Source organism: Streptomyces sp. NPDC044061 (assembly GCF_056434305.1).
On record NZ_JBWKFL010000023.1, the window covers coordinates 119,599 to 139,609 of the forward strand.

At 64.8% G+C, this 20,011-nt stretch carries 13 protein-coding genes; 1 reads left to right on the forward strand and 12 read right to left on the reverse strand.

Translation table 11 applies throughout. The features are described from left to right. Positions 1–9: 9 nt before the first annotated feature. From AC07CM_RS32470 to dndB, 12 genes are all read right to left on the reverse strand, one after another. Positions 10–2,631, reverse strand: a complete 2,622-nt coding sequence (locus tag AC07CM_RS32470; protein WP_478880038.1) for a hypothetical protein — start codon at positions 2,629–2,631, stop codon at positions 10–12. Positions 2,632–2,764: 133 nt separating this feature from the next. Continuing rightward, the gene (locus AC07CM_RS32475) at positions 2,765–3,232 is read right to left on the reverse strand and encodes a DNA phosphorothioation-associated protein 4 (RefSeq protein ID WP_478880039.1); all 468 of its coding nucleotides are present in this window, start codon (positions 3,230–3,232) and stop codon (positions 2,765–2,767) included. Further along, positions 3,232–5,289, reverse strand: a complete 2,058-nt coding sequence (locus AC07CM_RS32480; RefSeq protein WP_478880040.1) for an AAA family ATPase — start codon at positions 5,287–5,289, stop codon at positions 3,232–3,234. The genes AC07CM_RS32475 and AC07CM_RS32480 overlap by 1 nt, the downstream gene beginning before the upstream one ends. Then, the gene (locus AC07CM_RS32485) at positions 5,286–5,450 is read right to left on the reverse strand and encodes a hypothetical protein (protein WP_019524112.1); all 165 of its coding nucleotides are present in this window, start codon (positions 5,448–5,450) and stop codon (positions 5,286–5,288) included. Before AC07CM_RS32485 ends, AC07CM_RS32480 begins: the two co-directional genes overlap by 4 nt. A gap of 46 nt (positions 5,451–5,496) precedes the next feature. Continuing rightward, positions 5,497–7,641, reverse strand: a complete 2,145-nt coding sequence (locus tag AC07CM_RS32490) for a DEAD/DEAH box helicase family protein (RefSeq protein WP_478880062.1) — start codon at positions 7,639–7,641, stop codon at positions 5,497–5,499. Next, the gene (locus AC07CM_RS32495; RefSeq protein WP_478880041.1) at positions 7,641–9,608 is read right to left on the reverse strand and encodes a hypothetical protein; all 1,968 of its coding nucleotides are present in this window, start codon (positions 9,606–9,608) and stop codon (positions 7,641–7,643) included. The genes AC07CM_RS32490 and AC07CM_RS32495 overlap by 1 nt, the downstream gene beginning before the upstream one ends. Before the next feature lie 83 nt (positions 9,609–9,691). Next, complete coding sequence (locus AC07CM_RS32500; RefSeq protein ID WP_478880042.1) at positions 9,692–11,920, reverse strand: ParB N-terminal domain-containing protein; 2,229 nt, start codon at positions 11,918–11,920, stop codon at positions 9,692–9,694. A gap of 7 nt (positions 11,921–11,927) precedes the next feature. Beyond that, positions 11,928–12,614, reverse strand: coding sequence for a GIY-YIG nuclease family protein (locus AC07CM_RS32505; protein ID WP_478880043.1), 687 nt, complete (start codon positions 12,612–12,614; stop codon positions 11,928–11,930). Between the two features lie 899 nt (positions 12,615–13,513). Then, complete coding sequence (gene dndE, locus AC07CM_RS32510) at positions 13,514–13,891, reverse strand: DNA sulfur modification protein DndE (RefSeq protein ID WP_390051508.1); 378 nt, start codon at positions 13,889–13,891, stop codon at positions 13,514–13,516. Then, positions 13,881–15,908 (reverse strand): DNA sulfur modification protein DndD, encoded by a 2,028-nt coding sequence (gene dndD / locus AC07CM_RS32515; protein WP_478880044.1) that lies wholly within the window; start codon positions 15,906–15,908, stop codon positions 13,881–13,883. Before dndD ends, dndE begins: the two co-directional genes overlap by 11 nt. Next, complete coding sequence (gene dndC / locus AC07CM_RS32520) at positions 15,895–17,475, reverse strand: DNA phosphorothioation system sulfurtransferase DndC (protein WP_478880045.1); 1,581 nt, start codon at positions 17,473–17,475, stop codon at positions 15,895–15,897. The genes dndD and dndC overlap by 14 nt, the downstream gene beginning before the upstream one ends. Next, on the reverse strand, positions 17,472–18,611 hold the full coding sequence (gene dndB / locus AC07CM_RS32525; RefSeq protein ID WP_478880046.1) for a DNA sulfur modification protein DndB: 1,140 nt from the start codon (positions 18,609–18,611) through the stop codon (positions 17,472–17,474). Before dndB ends, dndC begins: the two co-directional genes overlap by 4 nt. Positions 18,612–18,854: 243 nt before the next feature. Here dndB and dndA point away from each other — a divergent pair, with 243 nt between their 5' ends. Continuing rightward, positions 18,855–20,009 carry a cysteine desulfurase DndA gene (gene dndA, locus AC07CM_RS32530; RefSeq protein ID WP_478880047.1) on the forward strand — a complete coding sequence of 385 codons (1,155 nt, stop codon included), beginning with the start codon at positions 18,855–18,857 and terminating at the stop codon, positions 20,007–20,009. Positions 20,010–20,011 lie beyond the last annotated feature (2 nt).

Sequence of the window (20,011 nt, forward strand, 5' to 3'; positions counted from 1 at the left end):
GGGACTGTTTCAGCTGCCAGCGGGTGCGTCGGGGAGCAAGGCCAGTAGTTCGTCGAGGCGGGTGAGCCAGTCGGTGGCACTGCGGATGGTCCAGCCAGCTGCTTGATAGGCGCTGTCGCGGCGCTCGGTATCCGGGCTCGGGCCCCCGTGCGCCGAGCGGGAGACGATGGCGACCTTGGTGCTGTCCTGGTCCCACGCGAAGTCGGCTTGCCATCCGCCATCGCCGAGTTCGTAGCCGAAGACGGGTGCTGTCTTGCCCTGGGCGGCGACTGCGCGGGCGACGTCGATCAGGTCGGCTTCGCTGTCTCGGTCGAGCAGAGGGATGATCTCCTCGTCCCAGGCAGGGTCCCGCAGCGTCACAGGCTGGCGGGCTTCAGCCGCGGGATCGTCGGCGAGCTGCGCATCGGGCGAGTCGGCGGGCTCGAGGGTTGGGGCGCCGGCGGGTTTCGGGGCGGGCGTGACGGACTGATCGGACGCTTTGGCGCCGTCGAGAGCGCTGGGGTATTGCCGGCTGAGTAGCTCGAGAATGTCCTTATCGCCCCGTGTACGCAGATGGGTGAGGACGTCGTCCATCGTCGTGGCGTCGTTGAGACCGATACGCCGGCCCAGGACGGGCGGCATGTCCTTCTCGAGGATCTGGCCGGACAAGGCCATCAGCCGCAGGGCCCGCTGGGTGTCTGTGAGGTCGTGTTCGTCCTTCTCCGCCAGGCGCAGTGCTTTGAGGTGGCCGTCCTTGGCCGCCAGGAACACATGGTCCCCCTCCCCTGCCTTGATGTGTTCGAGCAGGGTGCGCAGGGAGCCGCAGGCAGGCTGGTTGCGCCATACGAGGTGGGTGGTCCCGACTTCGTGGGACAGTTCCAGTCGACCGCCAGGGGCGAGGCCGAGGTGAGCGGCGAACCCGGCGGGGACGGTGAAGCCGGAGCCGCGCAGGTGTTCACCGTTGACGTCGAGGCGGTACCACCAGGTGCCTTGGCCGGTCTGGAAGCAGCGCCGAGTCTGCGCCACGTCACGGCGTGGCTGGTAGTCAGTGAGTGTCGGATCGTCGGGGGCTGTCAGACGGACCCAGCCTCGCTGGAAGCGGTCGTATTCCGGGGCAGCGAGGTAGGCACGAACCGACTTCTCTGACACGTCGAACTGCGAGCAGAGCGAGGTGACGATCTCCTCGGTCTGGGCCTCGCCACCGCAGCTCTCGAGTTCGCGGTTGATCATTTCCCGGATGCCGAGGTAGGGGGTGCCACCCCATCGGCGCAGGCCATACAGGTCGCGGTCGCGTCGCAGGAAGCGGTCGTCGGTTTGGATCTGATTGCGCAGGCTGGCAAGAGCCGTGTTGTCGTCCAGGCGGTTGAGGAGGTCTTCCATCGACAGGGGATGCCCCACCAGTGCCAGGACGGCTTCGGCCCGGTCACTGATCGAGCGGCCCCAGGGCAGCACGTGCCCGTCGATGAGGCGGAAGCCCTTGATCTCCTGCAGCCAGGCGTCAGCGTCGGCGTCGCGGATGCCTTGCTGGGCCAGCAGCTCCACGACGTCGGACCAGGGGGGCACGGAGGTGGCGCAGCGTGCTGCGAGCTCGCTGCGTGTCCGTCCGAGGCGCTGGTCGAGATCGCCTTGCACCAGCCAGCCACTCCTCCAGGTGCGGTCAGGCAGTAGTGAGGCGATGACCTGCCACAGCGGGAGGCCAAGAGCGACAACGGGCTGTGCGTGCGCGGGGTGCAGGGCGCGAAGGCTCTCTTCGGTGGCCACCGGCCCAAGGTGGTCTTGGACGGCGAGGAGGTGGCTGAGGAAGGGCTGGCCAGCGTCGGAATGCAGCCACTGCTGGAGATTCTTCTCCAGCTCGACCTGTATCTGCCGTGCTCGTTCCCGGCTGACTCCGAATTGCTCGCCCAGGCTTTCCAGCGAGGTACGGATCTGGCCGAAAGTGCGACCTGCTGCGATGGCGAGCTGTCGTTCGCCCCAGGTGCTGATAAGAGGAGCGAGTGCGTCGAGCGGTTGTGCTGCCAGGGCGGGCACCGCGGTGCCAACAGAGGCGGCGGGTGTCTCGGGCGTCGCAATGGCCGGCCGAGCTGAAGGACGGGTGATGGGGGCGTTGCTGTCGTGCCCGGGGTGCTCGGCCCATGCGCACAGGGTCTCTGCGGCAGTGCGGATGGCGGGAGGCACATCGGCGGAGAGCAGGCGCTCCAGCCAGGTTGCGACGGCTGCGACGTCCCGGTCGGGCTCGGCCGTGGTGACCGATGCGGCGGTAACGAGTTTCGTCAGGTCGCGTCCGCCAGTGAGGAAGGGACGCAGCAAGGGCAGGACGAGCTGCGGGAGGGTCTCCTCGCTGGCGACCTGGGCGATGCTGGTGGTCAGGTCCGTCTGCTGGCCTTCTGGACAAAAGCACAGCTGAGGCAGGGCCGTGGCGAGCGTCAGGTGCGGCCAGTGGGCTGAGACCGCGTGTGCAGCTCGTTGGGCGACCTCTGATGCGCTGATGGTGGCAATGGCGTCGCGCAGCGGCGTGTCGTTCCACCAGTTGCCGGGCAGTCGGGCGTCGCTCAGCACGAGCCCCAGCTGGTGCGGGTCACCGAAGCGGAGAGCCGGCAGCAGGTCGGCGAGGACGTGGTGCCATGGCGGCTTGGGTTCGATCAGGCCAGTCACGTGAGGTTCCGCATCTCGTACGTTCGATGGTGTGGGCGCCGTGGAGGCCACCTGCTGCGGCGCGCTGCCTCGCACCCGTTGGTGGCGCGGTGCGAGGCTTTGCAGCTTTGTCAGGCCTGGCGGATGGGCCGTGCTACCACTCCAAGGCGTCCAGCATGTCCTTGACGGCGGGGTCTTCGGTGGTGTCTGCAGTCGGGGTGAGCGCATCGAGCACGAGCGAGCTGACAATGGCGACAAGGTCCCGACTGCCTCGGGTGTTGATTTCTGCCTGGAGGCAGTGCAGGCCGCCGTTGGCGTACTCCTCGAAGATCCTCAGCCGCTCGGCGAGCCGGTCGTCAGCGAGGATCTTTGCGTCTTCGGGCGCTTCGGCTGCTGCGATCAGGTCGATGAGCACATCGCCGTATTCACGGTTTTCCACCAGCGCATAGCGGATCCCCTCCCCAGACTTCTCGAAAGGGACGCGGCGTTCCTTTCGACGGCCCAAGGAGGCGGCAAACAGCAGGGCCTCGTAGTTGGCGCGGAAGGGGCCGTCCTTGCCGGTGAGGAGGGACAACAGCTGTTCATGTTCGGCCGGGCGGCGAAAGCGGATCTCGACGGCCATCAGACGGTCACCTCTTCCAGGACGGTGTGATTGAACTCGCCGTGAGAGACGTAGGGGTAGGCACGGCCGTGGATGGTGATGGTGTCCTCGTCAGCGTCGGTGTTGGTGATGTAGGAGCGCAGCACGTACATGCGGGATGCCGCCCCTCCGAGGTGGTCCAGCACCATGCCGCGGGACTGCGACTTCGACAACAGGGTGACGATCTGCGAGGTGAGTTTGGGTAGAGATTCGGCAATGTCGTTCTGGTAGGCGACGTCAAGGTTTCCGAACGGGGCGTCCATGACGACCGGATAGACGCCCCCGCCTCCCAGGACGGCGTCGGGTGTCTTCTGCTTGCGGTCGTGTGTCTCCTTGGCCAGTTCAGAGACAGCTCCCACGAATGACAGACCCAGGATCTGGTTCTCGCCGGTGCTGCGGGCGGCGGCGACTCCTGCGGAGTGGTTAACCAGTTCCAACGCGAAGGCGGGCGTGAGGTTGGGGGTGAAGGGCTTGATGCAGATCCGCCCGAAGACGCTCTTTACCTTCTGGTCGAGCTGCTGGCGGACCTCCTCGGTCTTGACCGCCAGGATCCGCTGGAAAGCGCTGAGGACCTCGTCGACCAGGGCCACCTGCCGCTGTATGCGCTTGGACTCCTCGTCTTGCACCCGCGCGGAGTGGAACTGACGCTTGACCTTCTCGATCTGCTCGTCCAGCTCAGCCAGCTGGGACTGCGCCTCCCGGTGCTGCTGCAAGGCATCCAGGCGCTTGCGGTCGAACTCCTTACGCCGCTCCTCCAGACGCTGGACGTCCATCACATCGACGCCCTCCAGTTCGCGTGCGATGTCGCTCTCTTCGGCATCGATCTGCCGGATCGAGGACTCGATCTCCTCGACGTCGGCGACGCACTCCCGCAACTTCGCCAGCAGGTCCGCCCGCGCCAAGGTCAGGTCGGCTGCCTTACCACGCAGATACATCCAGCGGGTCTCGACATCGGCGAGCCCGGCGTTGTAACGGCGTTCCTCCAGCGCCATCCGCGCTTGGGAGCCCTCGGGCAGGTCGCGCCCGCACATGCACAAGCCGTCTTCGAGCAGGCCGTCGATGTAGTCGCGCTGGATGCCGGCGGGCAGCTCGCGGCGCTTGCGCATCCCTTCTGCGAGGTCGAGAACCTGGTTGTCGACACCGCCGGTGAAGGCAAGGAAGCTGCTCCGGGCGAGCAGCTCGCGCTTTTTCTCCTGACGTTCGGCCCGCTTGGTCACCAGCTCGTCCAGACGCACTTTCAGCTTGGCGCGCTGACGCTGCAGCGGCGCAGCCTTGCCGTTAGCGAGGAGCGCCTGGTTGGCCGCCTCGACTTCACGCTCATAACCACCAGCGGTCTCAGAGAGCTGCAGCAGCTGTTTGTGAACGTCGAGCTTGTGCTGCTCCAGCCGTTCCTGCTCGGCCATCAGCGCCTGCAGGCGCCCGTCGCCGCTGCTCCCAATCTGCCGGCTGAGCTTGCGTGACGCACTCGGCAGGTGGGTGGCGATGGCCCGCTCAATCTCCTCCAGCCCCATCAGGGTCTTGATCGCCTGCTTGACCTCGTCCGTGCGGTCGCCGGTGAACATGCGCTCCATGCGCTCACCGTTAAAGAAGAAGAACTGCCGCAAACCTTCGGGAAGAATCTTTTGTATGCGGTCCTGGCCATTGGTGACGGTGGTGCTGACGCCGCGCTCGGACTCAGTAACGATGAGCTTCGGCGGCAATGCGACCTGTTCTTCGGCGTTCTTCGTCGTTGTGACCGTACGCAGCACCGTGAACAGCAGTCCCTCATGCTCGAACTCGACCTTCGCCGAGGCGCTGACGGCGCCGCCGAAGGGGGTCTGCGTCCACGCGTGATCGTTGATCACGCGTTCCTGGTGCTCGACGTCGTCGGAGAAGGCGCCGTACAACGCCCACGTGAACGCGTTCAGCAGGGTGGTCTTCCCCGCGCCGTTCATGCCGAAGATGAGGATGGCCGGCTTGTCTGGAGTGACCTCGAGATCAAGCTGCTGGGTCCCGTAGAAGACGCGGAAATTGTCCAACGTGAGCTTGAGCAGTCTCATTTAGCCAGCTCCTTGGTGGCGCGGACGATCTCGTCCGTGAGCAGGGTCGGATTCTTCACATGCAGGTGCTCACGCTCGAGCTGCCACACCTTCGCCACCAGCTTCCTGGCCTCCGGCGACAGGTCGTCCATGATGTCTTTCAGGCTTTCCGTCGTCCCCATGGTCTTTCTCCACACGTCAGGCTGTCTGTCGGTCGTGCACGTGCTGTCAGGTGTCCATGAGCCCGTAGCGCAGGCGTAGCGGGCGCAAGATGTCGAGGGTGTGCGCCTCGTTGTCGGCAAGCCGGGCGAACTCCGTCACCCGTGCCAGCTCGCGGGCCACCATGCGTCGCTCGGTCTCGTGCTGCAGATCGCTGGCACCGCTGGGGGGGACGACGATGAAATCGACGATGTCCGCGCGTTCCTTGCCCGGTGCCTTACGCAGGACGCGCCCGCGGCGCTGAATGAACTGGCGCGGGTTGGAGGAGCTCGCAAGGAGGTAAGCGGTGCGTGCGGCCGGCACGTCCACGCCCTCGTCGAGGCACTTCATCGACAGCAGTACCTGCAGCTGGGTACCGGTGGCGAATTGGCGCAGCAAGTGCTGGCGTTCCTGGCGCTTGGTCTCGGCGGTGTAGGGGGCTGCGGGCATGCGCAGCTCGGTGCCGACCAAGGCCAGTGCCTGCTGCAGCTGGGTCGGCTCGTGAGGGTCACCGTCCTCGTTGGACAGGGGGTGGCGGCCTTCGGCGCAGTACAGCAGCTGGTACCAGTCGTTGCGCCGTGCATTGATCTCGCGGCGCAGGGCGGGCAGTTTGGCGTGGGCGTGTCCGAGGATGTTGGAGCGCCTTCGCAGTAGCTGGCCCAGGGGGCTGTCGTCGTCCGTATCGGGGGACAGGCCCTCGGCCGCAATGATTTTTGCGATCCTTTCGGTCACCTCGGCATAGAGGTAACCCTCCTCGTCGTCCAGTTCGACTAGGACGGGTGTGTAGGTGTAGCGGCACAGAGCGCCTTCACGGATGGCGTCGCCGATGCCCATCTCGAAGACGACCTCGCCGAAGTAGTCCGTTAGTGCTGCGGTGCCCTGGTCATCGAACCAGCGTTCTGGCGTGGCCGACAGACCCAGCCGGTAGGCGGCGGATGTAGGCAGCTTCTGGCGCAGGCGTTTGGCGCCGAGGTTGTGGCACTCGTCCGCGATGACTAGGAGGTGGCCACGGTGGCGGGCCAAGATCGACTGCATCGGGTCGGCGGCAAAGGTGGCATTGGTGGTGACCAGGACTCCGCCCTGGGCGCTGCCCAGGGCCAGGGCGTCCAGAAGCGAGGAGGCTTTGCCGTACCAGCTCCTGGTGGATTCGTAGGCGCGCAGGGGCTGCACGCCGAACCAAGCGATGTCCTTGCACCATTGATCGACCAGGTGCTGGTAGGGGGCGATGACGACGGTCAGCAGTGATTGGTCGCGTTTGTGCAGCAGGCGGGTGAGCTGGGCTGCGGCCGACAGGGCGGTCAGGGTTTTACCCGTGCCGGTGGCCATACGCAGAATGCCGCGGCCGTCCGCCGCGAACCAGCGTTCGACAGCTCGTTTTTGGTAGTCACGGACGGTCAGTTCGCCAGGGATCGTTAGCCGTCCGGAGGTCTCCGGGCGTGGCAGGGTGATCAGGGCACCGTCCAGCGGCGGCAGTTTGGTGTCGCGCGTGGTGGGCTGGGCGCAGCGCTGGATGACCGTGTGGGCAGCGGCAGTGAAGTCGATCACCCGCAGCAGGTCGGTGCGGTCTTCCCAGAGGTCTTCGAAGTCCTGGCTGATGCGTGCGGCCCGGCTGCGGTCACCCGGCTCCCAGGTGCGAAATACCTCGATGGATTCGAAGTTGCCGACCAGTCCCGGCATCGTCTCGTTCGCACTGCCTTTGAAGGCGACCATGTCCTGGCCGTCGCGGAAGATGCCGATCTTCTCGTGGTAGATCCCGATGCGGTCGTGGGAGCTGATGTAGGCGAGTTTGATGTCGAGGCGGCCGTCGGCAATGAGCAGCCCTAGCTGGTCCAACCCGCTTGCTGCGCGCGGGTCCTGGGCCGCCTGCTCCATGTCGCGCATGGCCGCCTGCTCTAGCACAGCACGCAGCTCGTATCCAGCGCGGATCTGCTCCACGTCGTCGGCGGTGAGCTGCGGTGAGGCGATGATTCGCATCGTGCCGCCGCTGGCGGCGAAATCGTTTAGTCCCTGGCCGAGGACGGCCAGCACTGAGGCACTGAAGTATCCGACGGCGCGATCGTAGGAGACGGCAGCGTCCAGGGCGGGGAGGTAGAAGTCGCCGACGATGTCGCAGCGGTCGCTGCGGTAGTCGGCGTGCAGATCGGCGGCGCGCAGCCCGTCATGGTGCCGGGTCATCACAGCCCCATGAGATTGATCAGGTCGTCGGTGGACGGCCCGTCGTCGTCGGGACGGGTGACATCGGTCGGAGGCTGCTCGCTGTCCTGTTCGGTGCCGACGTCGCTGAGCCGGCGAACCACCCCGTTGCGTGCGGTGAACGGCGGCGACGAGGCGGACACACGGACGCTGGCGGCGGCGATGGTGAACTCGCGGGTCAACAGAGCGACCAGCTGGTCGGTGGGGATTGAACCGCCGGCCCGGTCCACTTCTTGGGCGATCAGCTCCTTGATGCTGGTATAGGGGCGTAGTCCCCACTGGGCGAGCGCCCAGGAGTTCACGTCAGTGCGCACGAACCGGTCGTCCTTGGACAGCTGGGCTTTCAAGGAGCGGGCATTGACGTCCGGCCCTATGCGGTCGACCAGGAACGGCCAGTTCAGAGGGTGCCCGAGCTCCTCTAGTACGGCCAGGGCGCGGTCGGCGAGCCGTGCGCGCCGCGCAGTGCCAGATGCGGGACTCTCCTCGCCGGACAGGGCTGGGTCGTCGTCGGTGGCGGATCCCGGAGCGTCATCGGGCACCTGCCAGCCATCAGGGGTGGCAATCGCACCGAGGGCGCGTGCCACCAGCGTCCTGAGCGGTTCAGGTAGTTCTTCGCTGTTCCGTAGCAGGTCGGCCAGCTGTTCGCCTGGGTGCTGCGCGCAGGCGTACACGCGGAGTTGTTCGAATACCTCCTCCAACCGCGGCGCCGACACTGGTACCCATCCCGGATCAACCTCTGCGCGCGTCAGGGAAGTGGAAGAGGGCGCAGCTGTAGCTGCACCTGAGTCGTCGGGGTGAGCGACAGGACGCGGTGGCGTCAGTTCGTAGTCGCCATCCATCGTTGCATCACCGCGAGGCCGCTGGTCGACTGCGAGTTCAACCTGCCTGCCCCCGACGATATGCAAGCCACAATAGTGAAGCCACTGCTCGGTGGCCTTAAGGGGACGGCCGGTGTCCTTCAGCAGCCGCATGGCACTGGGTAGCGACACGGCCTCTCCCGGGGCCAGGTCGAGCGCGCTGCGGGTCAGTTTGCGGGCGTGCGCCAGCGAACCGCTGAACAACCAGTCCCCGTCGGTGCTTCCCGACCAGTGGAAGGCGAGTAGGAGCTCAAGCACTCGCAGCTCGCTGCCCGGCAGGCGTTCGGCGAGCCAGGGATGGCAATTCATCAGGTCCGAGCGAGTGACGGGAGTCTGAGTTGCGGACTCAAATAGCTGCAATGCGCGAGCGAGGTTGGGGGACGTCAGTGCCGCGCTTTGCAGTTGCTGGGGTAGCTCCTCCAGCAGCCGTGTCATCCATGACCGCATGGTGCGGTAGCGGGCGGCCAATTCGTCGAGCGGTATCGGGTCCGATGCACACACGTGCTGGGTGATCAGGTCCTGCTGGCGGGCATCGAGAGAAATGAACCAACCTTGGACCGCATGGTCGGGGCTATCCGACTCCGTGTGCACGGACGACAACGAGGGCACGTTCGCAGTCTCGTCCAGCGACGGCTCCGGCTGCGGAAACAGGGCTGCAGCACGCACGAGAACCGCGAGGATGTCGCGCTTCGTTTCTGTACGGACCTTCGCAAGGCAGGCAAATTTCGACGGCGTCAGACGAGCGACGTCAGCCAGGGTCCTGCCGCCTACGGCTTGCAGGACGTCCAGTGCAGTCGGTTCCAGTTCCAACTCAGCTGTCGACATCTGCTGAGGCAGCGACGGAAGCAGCAGGTGCAAAGGCCGTGTGTCCAGCTCGGGATCACTGGCCCAGCCCAGGAAGGAGGCGAGCAAGTCGAAGACATCGTCCATGTACGGTCGGCGGGCACTTGTCTCTTCCGGTGTCTCGTGCAGCCACCATTGCGCTGGCCCTCCCACGCCCTGAAGTGCGAGCAACTGCTCAGGCCCCAGCTGATCCAGCCAAGGCAGCACGACGTGCCACGTTGGCTTGACCAACGAGAGCGAAGCTGACATCTTTCCCACCCTGTTCCTGCTGCTGAACCCGCTGCGGTGCCGGCGACAGAGACTTCCCTCTCGTCCCAGCCGCGGGGCACGACTCACTCACTCAGAAGATCGTTCACACTGGTCACCGGCCCGTCTTCGGCCGCCTCGGCGTCGGCTGCACCGTCTCCGCTATCCGCGACCGCGTCCTGCGGCTCCTGCACGGGCACCCCCTGCTGGTCGATCTGCGCCAGCCAATTCTGGTACGGCTCGTCAGAGCCGTAGAACCACTCCTTCAGGGCGCGGCCGAGCGCGGCACGGGCGGACTTTTCCGCCTCTCCTCGCAGCTTCGTCTCAGCGACGCCGGGTCGGCTGGTCTTGAGTGCCTTCAGCTGCTGGTCCTGGCACAGACTCAGGTACAGGCCCCGCGCGGTGCTGAGCTTTTCGTCGAATTCGGTCCGGTCAGTGAACCAGTCGGAGAGGTACGTCCACGCCTGAGGGGTGTCCAGTATCTGCAACCAGAAGTAACGGAAGTAGACCGCCTGAGGGGTGTCCATGTTGGCGATCTGGTTCAGGGGGTGGGCTATCTCCGCCTTGTTGAAGGCGAGCCTGCGGTCCTTGGCCTTACCCGCCTCTAGAGCGAAGTAGGCGTTCCACGCCTTCACCAGCGCCTCCGCGAACTGCGGCAGGTCCTTGATGTCAGCGCCGCCGGGCTGGGCCTTGCGTAGCTCCCACAGCGATCCAAGGGTCATCATCATGCCTAGCTGGCAGGCATGTGTGTTGAACACGGCGTATGCAGCCTTCGACTGCTTGAGCGCGGCGTTGCGACCAGAGTCCAAATATGCTTGGGCCCGGTAGGTTTCGAAGATTTCTTCGCGTCCCTTTAGGGCTTCCCAGGCCTTAATCACATCGGACTTGGTCGTCTTCCTGCCAGCGGTCTTCTCTTCCAGGTAGTGCTCGTAGCTGTCGCGCAGCGTCCAGAACACACCCACACCGCTGAACAGGGCGTCGTGAGCAAGGGTCAGACCGGTGTCGTCTATGTGCCAGTCCTCTTTCAGCTGCGTCAGCGCCGTGGCATGGGCGGCGTAGGGCGCGGTGTGCGAGAGGAGGGTGAGGATCGCCCGGCCCCACGTGGCGGCAAACTGGTCGCTGATGGCGTCCATCCAGCCCAAGGGGAACGCCGCGTTGCCGATCTTGTCGCGCTGGTAGGTGACGCCGCCTTCCTCGAGCTGGTCGGGCAGGAGGTGGTCGAGGTCGAGCTGCTCCTGCATGAAGGCGTCCAGCTCCGTCTGACTGAGTCGGCCGCCGATCTTCTGGGCAACATTCCGCAGGTATTTGGGAGGACCGAAGACGCAGCGATCGAGGGCGAACTTCAGCAGGTGGATGTTGGTCAGCACGGACCACCGGGCCGGGCGGGTGGAGTTGACCTCGGGGTTGTCGTACTCCACCGCGTAGATGGGCAGCAGCGAGTCGCTTTTGTCGTTGCGCATCTCGCTGAGCACTCGGCGGGTGAGCACATTGCTCAATTCGGCGTCCGACAGCAGGATGATCCGGGATTCGGACGGCGGACGCGCTTCCTTGTTGACGTCCACGAACAGCTTGCGTGCAGCCTCATGGGGCCGGGCGTCCTCGCCGGTCTGGTCGGGGAACCAGCACACGGTCACCGGCACTTCAATGCGGCTGAGGTCGACATCGCCGAAGTCATCGAGCGCCTGGCGGACCTGGTTCTCGTAGAAGGAGCGAAAACGAGCACCACCGGAGTTTTGCCAGCTGTTGGTCATCGTACGTTCGATGGCCAAGAGAGCCATGGCGCGGTGCTGGCCATCGAGGACGACCATCTGCGCCTCAGTTTTGTTCCACCACAGCTTGCCCACGCTGGCCGGGTGCAGACGGTCGTTGGCTCCGACCAGGCGCTGGACTTGGAACGCGGTACCGGCTTGCTCCTGCTGCCACTGGGCGCCGTCGTCGGGGACCACGTTGGGCTGGCCCAGCGGTTCGAAGTAGGAGGGGCGCTTACTGCGGAAGGGCAGCAGCACGGCAACGATGGGCGGTAGAAACGCGGGTCCGGTTGGCTTGAGATCCAGCAGGTAGGGAATCAGCTTGACCGCCACGCGGTGATCGTCCAGGTCACGCTGCAGCAGCTGGTTGAAGTCCAGATCGCCGGCTTCCATGACCTCACGGACGGGGGCGAGGCTCTTGGTGAGCTGGCGCTCGGGATCGTCGGTCTCCTGGCCGAGCCGTGCCTTGGTCATGATGTAGTCCACCCGGCCCGCCGGGGTGGTGAACGTGCCCCACGTCCCCTGCACGTAGTCGCGGAACGTGAGCTTGGTTCCAGAGCCGAACATCGTTTCCCTATTGCCTTCCGAGAATCGGCGCGTACAGCCGGTGCAGCAGCCACTCTGCTGACTGTGCAGTGTGGCGCAGATGCTTGAGCGTCACAGCGGCGTCTTCCTGATCGCCCAGATCGATCACCCAGGCTTCGAGCTGACGCATGGTCATGTTGCGAGCAGCCGCTCGCGCGCCGAACGTCCTTCCCTTCGCGCGAACCTCCGCGGCGTCCTCAGGGTGCTCACGCAGCCAGTCGTACGCCTTGGTGAAGTCACGGCGGTGGGTGCGCAGACGCTCGCGCAGGTTCTCCGCCACGCCGATGTACAGCGGTGAGGAGAACACCGGGGAGGCCATCTCCAATATGGTGGCCATCACCCGCCGTCGCTCCTGGCTGTCCAGCGAGTCCATGAGTATCGCTAGTCGCTTGTCTTCTTCCGCGGAGGAGGCATCCGCTTCCTCATCGGGTTGGCGCAGCGGCGTATCCAACTCGAGGTCGCCCTCCCAGGCGGCGCCGTAGGAACCGCGTCCGCGCAAGGAGATGGGCAGCGGTTCGTAGTAGCCCGCATACCTTCTGAGCAACCGCAGGAAGCCATCAATGGCTTGATCGCCCTGTGGGCTCGGCTGCATCTTCCAGTCATGCGGACTCGCCCGAAAGCTCACATACCAGGCATACAGACCAGGAGCCTCAGGTGCTTCATCGACGTCCAGCATGGAGTAGCGGCTATGCGAGAGAGTATTCAAGGCCAATGTCCTCATTCACCCACGCGTAGGGAACTATTCAGCCCGACCACGCTTCCCTGAGTAAGACCGCTCGCGTGGTGCGATCGGGTCGGGGAAAGGCCCACCCAACTCGTCTGCGCATGGATGCCGTACCGCAGCGGAGCACCACTAGGGACCTTGGCGTATACCTGCACTGATCCTTAACCCTCTCCCCCGGACGCGACAGCGCCCCCGCAGGTTGCACCATCAGCCGTTTGTGAAAAATTAGCGTAGGCGATCACACTGACACACAGGGTTCCTGCAAGGTTGCCCATGGATACCGGTTCGTGATCTAGCCCGCCTCGCCTAGGCGCCCCGGGCCGCCTCCAGCGCCGCACGGGCGACGCCAGCAACGTTCCACCTCACCTAAGGGCCTGGCACCTGCGGGAACGGCGGCCGTCAACTGCCGTACACACAGAGGCCCAACCGCTCCACCCAGACCTCGACAGACTTGCCTTCGAATCCCGGCGCGACCCGCGTACCTGCCGTACCCCGACGGAGACGGCAACACCTCACCCCCACCTCGAAGTGCTTGAGCATTACACCATTCACAATATGACCACATGGAGGTCGCCTGCGCCAGGCACAGTTCCAGGAGCGTTACACCTGAGCAACGGCATGATCTGCGGATCCTGCGGGGAGAAAGCCGTATATCAGGAGGAGTAGCCAAGTTTTGGGCACGAGGCAGGAAGCGCCAGCCCACCGCCTGGACCCCGGTTGTCGAGACGGGCCGTCGAGCAACAGGGCGGGGTAGCGCTACAGCGGCAGCACTCTGCCGCTCGGGAAGGCAGATACGCCGATCCCCCCAGGACGGACTCCATGGGGGGATCGATAAGAGGCGCATCAGACAGTCACGTCACGACGGCGCCGACCATTCCTTCGATCGTGGCCATCTGCTTGTCAGCACCGAGGTAGCCGATGCCACGGTGCAGGTGAACGGTCAGGATGCGCTGGATGTTCTCGTCGGTAGGTTCCTCGCCTATGGCGACGCAGCGCTGTTTAAGCAGGGCCAGGTAGAGGTCACCGTGCTGGCCGGCGAAGGTCTTCCAGCTCATCTCAACGTTGGAGTCGGTGACGATGTCCTTCACCAAGGGCGTGGAGGAATCCTTCAACGACAGCAGCAGCGCCCAGCGGCACAGCACGTTCCACTGAGTGATGCCGGTGGTGCGCTTGAGATAAATCAACCGGTCCTTGGCAGGCTGGGACAGGCGGACGTTGTCAACCGACATGCTGCACTCCTGCGTTCCACCAGTAGCCCTCGACAACGCTGGTGGTGAACTCAGTATCGTCGTGGACGAGTGTGTAGGTGTGGGCGACGGACTTCTTCAAACGGCCTAGCAGGTACTCGTCGATCTCCTCATCGGTGGAGAGCAGGAGGACCTGGTCACTGGCGTTGGGGAAGTAGCGGTCGACGAGGTGCTCACGGTGACGGCTATCAAGACGTCCCAGGGGGGTGTCGATCACGCTGGGCAGCCTGTTGCCGGCAACCCGCATCAGGCCCCACAGAAGCGAGACGGCCAGAAGCTGGCGCTCTCCCGCACTGAGGCGTGCAGGGTCGATGGCCTCGCCCTCAGCGTCAGCGAGTGTGAGCGTGAACTTGTCGGTGTCGATACGCAGATCATGCACCAGAGATTGCTTGCGCATGAGGGCCCTGAAGCTTTGCAGGACAGCCACTTCAAGCCGGCTGATGTGCCGTCCAAGGAGCGCGGAACCGAAGCGTTCGAGGGTGTCGCGAGCCTTCTCCGAGTACTTGATGATCCGCTCGACTTCTTCCGCCTTGACCTTGGTGCGGACGAACTCCTTATGGGCGCGCTCCAGCAGGGTGGTCACGTGCTCACGACGCCGCTTGAGGTCATCCAGCTTGGCCGCGGCGCGGTCGCAGGCGGCCTCACAACGGGCAACCTCCACGATCTGCTCGTCGCGGGCCACTTGTAGGGCTTCGACCTTGTCCTGGGCGGGAACGCCGGCGAGCTGCCGGTCCAGCTGATCCAGCTGTTCAGCTAGTTCAGCGGCGCTGTGCAACAGCTGTGTGGAGCGCTGGGTATCCCGCTGGAGCAGTTCGTCGAGGACGGTGAGCTGAGCCAGCGCATCTTGTGGCAGGCGCAGATCCACCGGCAGCCGCGTCTTGGCGGCGCGCTCGGCGCGGTCGTCGTCCAGACTCTTGATGACCTCGGCGCGGACGGTGTCGGGCATCAACTCCAGCAGCCACCGGTCCCGTTCCTCCAGGACATCGAGGACCTGAGCTGACTGTTGGGCTTCCTGCTCGCTCATGGCTTGCTGGCGCACGTCGTCCAGGAGAGGCTTGACCAGCAGCAGTGGTAGCGGTCCAGCAGCGAGCTGCGTGAGCTCCGCACGCACTTGGGCCAGCTGGGCAAGGGCCTGCTTCTTGTCGTTCTCCAGCTCGACGCGCCGTGTGAACAGCTCCCCGCCCTCGTTGGCGAACGCCTTCTCCAGGCTCTCCAGCTTGCGTAGCGCCTTGCTGAGCTCACTGCGGGACTGGGCGAGCTCTTGGTGAGCGATGTCGTATTGGGACAGCACCGCATCGCGTTCGGTTTCCTGCGTGCGAATGTTGTCCAGGAGGTGCTGTTCTTCGTCGGAAAGTTTCTGGCGTCGCTGCAGGACCAGAAGATCGTTGCGCAGCTGCTGGACGGTGCTGACGCCCAGCAGAGAGTGCACGGCCGACTCGATGACGGACGCCGCCCGTTCGGGGTTGGCCAGCGACTCGATCTTCTCGCCGTCGAAGAAGGCGAGGGAGGCGATTTCCAGCGGCAGCAGTGACTCGACATGGTCGGCCCAGCCCTCGCTGAGCAGCCGGTTGAACTTCCCTTCCGGCGCCGCGTTGCGCTGAGTCTTCACCCGCTCGCCGTAGGTCTCGTCGACGTAGACGTTGAGGAACTCTTTGAGCGTTTTGCCGCTGATGTGCCAGCTGCGGACGACACGGTAATAGTGCTCTTGCCCACCGGTCATGACAGTGAACTCGAGGGTGATGGCAGAGCCGCGGCTGGGGTCAGCCTTGCGGTTGATGCTCTCCCGCAGGTACGTCTCGTACGCCTTGGTTCCGCGCCCACTGCAGCGTGCACGGTTGCCATAAAGCGCCAGTTGGATGGCGTCGAGCAGGGTCGTCTTGCCGCACCCGTTCAGCCCGCCGATCAGGATGATCGGCTTGTTCTTTTTGGGGGTGAGGTCGAGAGACTGCTTGCCGCGGTAGGCCCCGAATTCTTCGAGGGTGATCTTACGCAGGAGCATCGAGTTCGTTTTCGTCGTCGAAGGTCAGGTTCTCGGCGATGTCGTCACGCCACTTTTTCTTGCGCGTAGCGAATTCCACGGCGTCTTCGTGGTTGTCGTAGTAGCCCTTTTGCACAGCTTGCTCGAGGGCCTGGAAAAGGCCGGAGCGGCGGGCCATGGTGCGGTACTTCCGCTCGACGGCGAGGAGTTCGCGGACCATGTTGTAGTGCAGGTCGTCTCCGTCGCAGACTTGCTTGAGCACGTCCATCTCGTCGGAGCCCATGACAATCTGCTCATCCAACGGTCCACCCGGGAACGGCTCGCCGGTGGCTTCCTCGTAGATCCGCGGCAAGCTGTCCTCGACCTCATGCTTGTCGAACACCCAAATCCGGCGGATCTCATGGAGTTCGTCGAGCGTGATGAGTTCGATGTTCTGCACGTGCTCGGGGGCGTGGGCACAGATCCACGTTTGCGCCTGGAGCAGCTCCTTGAGCCAGTCTTCGCGGTAGGACTGCAGATAGGGGCCGTGGATGGCGCCGTCGTTGAACAGCATCACCTTGCCGTTCATCCGACGGAAGTCACGGGCCGGCTTGTCTGGGCGCGGGAAGGGTGCCTTGCGGCCAGGCGGGAGGTCGGGGTCGCCCTCCTGGTAATGGCCGAAGGGGGCATCAAGCTTGTTGCGCAGATCCAGCAGCGGGAGCATCCACTCCTTCTCCTCGTCGTTCTGGATCATGGCGGACATGGACTTGTCCTGCTCGACGAGGGTGCAGGTCCAGCAGCCGAAGCGGCTGGAGCCGCAGGAGGGAGTGGTGGAGTCGACCACGAGGGGGCATTCGCCGTCCCCGGAGGCGCCCTGGTACATGGTGAGCAGGTCCTGATTGTTGTAGCCCCAGGGGTTCGGCTTCTGCATCAGGAACTCCCATACATCGTCATTGGTCCAGTCCTCAACGGGGCTGTAGACGAGGGAGTTGGGCAGGTTGGCGTTGGGTGAGAGACGGTCGCGTACGCGTCGCTTCTCGTGCTTTTCCATGGCGCGTGCGCGGGCTTGGCTTTCTGCCTTGCGAATGCCCAGCACCATGATCGCTTCGCCGTGGGCAGCGACCACGCTGCGGATGAAGCTGTTCGACGGCTTGATCTTCAGTCGCTCGGTGCACCAGCGGAACTTGGGGCGCGGGGCGGGATAGCCGCGGCCGATCAGGTTCACCCAGAAGGTGTCCTTTATCTCCGGCGTAAGGCGGTGCGGCTCGATCGGCAGGCTCTGCGTCTGCGCCGCGTCCTGCATGGTGCCCAGAGAAGCCGAGACCCAGGCGGCGACGACCGGGTTCTCCACGAGGGTGTCGGTGGAGATAACGTGCACGGTCTTGGTGCGCTGCTCGGCGGGCAGGTCTGCGAGGGCCATCCACACCAGCTGCAGGACGGCGGTGGAGTCCTTACCCCCGCTGTAGCCGATGACCCAGGGCACCTGGTCGGCGGTGTAGAGCTCGCGGATCTCCTCGGTGAGCTCGGTGACGACCTCGTCCAGCGAGCGGCCGTTGAAGGGCTTGCGGCGTACGGGGGTGATCCCGAGGTTGAGGGGGATGGTGGTCATGCCTCGCCTCGCAGGTATGCGTCTTCCACACGCTGCTCTTCTGGGCTCAGCTCCAGACCCAGATGCTTGCGCAGGTAGTTAACGGTAAGTGTCACGTTTTGGTGGCTTTTGGAGACGCGACCGCCGACGATGGCGCGCCCCTCCCAGTCTGCGTTGGTTCGGCTCCAGTCCACGTGCTTCAGGGGAGCCAAACGCTTCTTCCACGCGGTTGTCTTAGTGGACTCCCGCAGGAGGGAGTTGCCGATACGACCGAGGGCATGCAGGGCGATTCCGTGGCTGTGAATGAAGTCCCGGCGCATTTCCTGAGCGGACAGCTGCTTATCGCGCACCATCGCCCACTCGGGTAGCGCCGCATCCATGGCCTCCCAGAACGACTGCACCAGCCGGCTGGCCTCCTCCTGCTTCAACTCGAGGCCCTGGAGCAGGGACTGGTTGCCGAAGTACAAGGCGCTCAGGGTGAACAGCTTGCGGGACCGGGCGGACAAGGTGCTCTTTTCCATCTCTACAAAGCCCTTGAAGATGCCCGAGCGTTCGGTGAGGGTCCGGGTGATCTGCGCGTTGACGTCCCGGTGGTCGTAGAGGACACCGATGGAGCGCGCCGGGCGGACTGCGTGCCGATTGAGGTCGGCGAACATCTGCTGAGAGCGGGCGAGCCCAGTGTCGTGGAAGAAGACCACGGCGATGGTCTCGTCCCCCAGGTCGGGGTTCTCCTTCAACGCAAGCTCGATGGCGGCGCGGCGGTGCTGCCCGTCATTGATGAGGAAGCGTGCATCCATCGGGATGCGTAGTTGCCCCGTCCGGTGCGCGGCACCTTCTGCGCCCTGGCTTTCGAACACCATGTCCCCGTCCACGGAAGCGGTCAGGGCACTGAACACGTAGTCCTCGGGGTTGTCCAGGATGTAGCGGGCGAGCGCCGGCAGGCGTCCTTTGTTCAGGACGCGCTGAGCTCTCAGGTCAGCAGAAAGATCATCTTCGTCGAAGAGGAAGATCTTCGGGATGAGCCGCAGCGGGCACATCGACGCATAGAACTCCCGCCCCGCCTGCACCCCGCGGATCGCAGGGAAGGTGTACTCAAAGCCATTCGACACTCGCGAGACGACCCGCCCCGCAGCCTTACTCGCCGCTTCAGTCTGCACCCGTGCACTCTAGCGCGTCCGTACGTCTCCTGAGAAACGTACGTCACCTTCGTCTCGACGTACCCAGGTGCGGAAGATGACGTCCCACTCCCCGGCGGTGCGTCTGGAGCTCGCAGAGCGGCAGCAACAGACATCGCAAGTACGGTGTCCACATGCCGAGGTGGCGGCTTCATGCACTGCAGTCCCAGCGTGTACGTTAATCACTTGACGTACGACCTGTTGTAGAAGCGTGCAAAGAGGCGGGTGAGCGCCGTGGTGGCGTATCTGGATGTGGCGGCGACGACGCGGGTGGACCCGCGGGTTGCTGAGGTCGTCCTGCACTGGATGACCGAAGACTTCGGCAACGCCGGCAGCCGCACCCACGAGTACGGTGCACGCGCCAAGAAGGCAGTGCAACAGGCGCGTTCCTTCATCGCCGGCACCGTCGGCGCCAAAACGGAAGAAGTAATCTTCACCAGCGGGGCGACGGAGTCCAACAACATCGCTCTGCTCGGACTGGCGCCGCACGGCGAGCTCACCGGGCGCAAGCACATCATCACCTCCGCCATCGAGCACAAGGCGGTACTGGAGCCGCTGACGCACCTACGCGACACCCGCGGCTTCGAGGTCGACTTCCTCTCCCCCGGCCCCAGCGGCCGCATCACCGCCGACGCCGTGCTGGAGCGGCTGCGTCCGGACACCCTGGCGGTGTCGCTGATGCACGTCAACAACGAAACCGGCGTCATCCAGCCGGTCGCCGAACTCGCCGAGAAGCTGCGCGTCACGCCCACCTATCTGCACGTCGACGCCGCTCAGGGCTACGGCAAGGTCCCCGCCGACCTGATGGCGCCCATCGACCTGATCAGCATCTCCGGCCACAAGATCGGCGCCCCGAAGGGCGTCGGCGCTCTGATCACCCGCCGGCGGGGATGGGACAAGGTGCCGCTGGAGCCGATCATGTTCGGCGGTGGTCAGGAGCGCAAACTGCGCCCCGGCACCCTCGCTGTTCCATTGATCATGGGCCTGTGCGAGGCCGCGAAGATCTTCACCGAGAGCCGGGCAACGTGGGAGCGGGAGGCGAAGGCGATGCGCGAACGGATCCTTGCTGCGCTCAGCGCGACGCGCTTCCGCCTCAACGGAGACCCAGAGCACAGCGTCCCCCACATCCTCAACGTCAGCTTCGATGAGCTGAATGCCGAAGCACTTATCGTCCGCCTCAAAGACCAGGTCGCCATCGCCACCGGCTCGGCCTGCACCAGCGCCTCTTACACCCCCAGCCATGTCCTTCAGGCGATGGGCCTGGACGACGCGGTGGCTGCCAACGGGCTGCGTCTTTCCTGGTTCCCCTCCCAGGCAGCCGATTTCGATCCCCTCCCGCTCGCCGAGACCATCGCCAGCATGCAGCCTCAGAAAGGTTGACC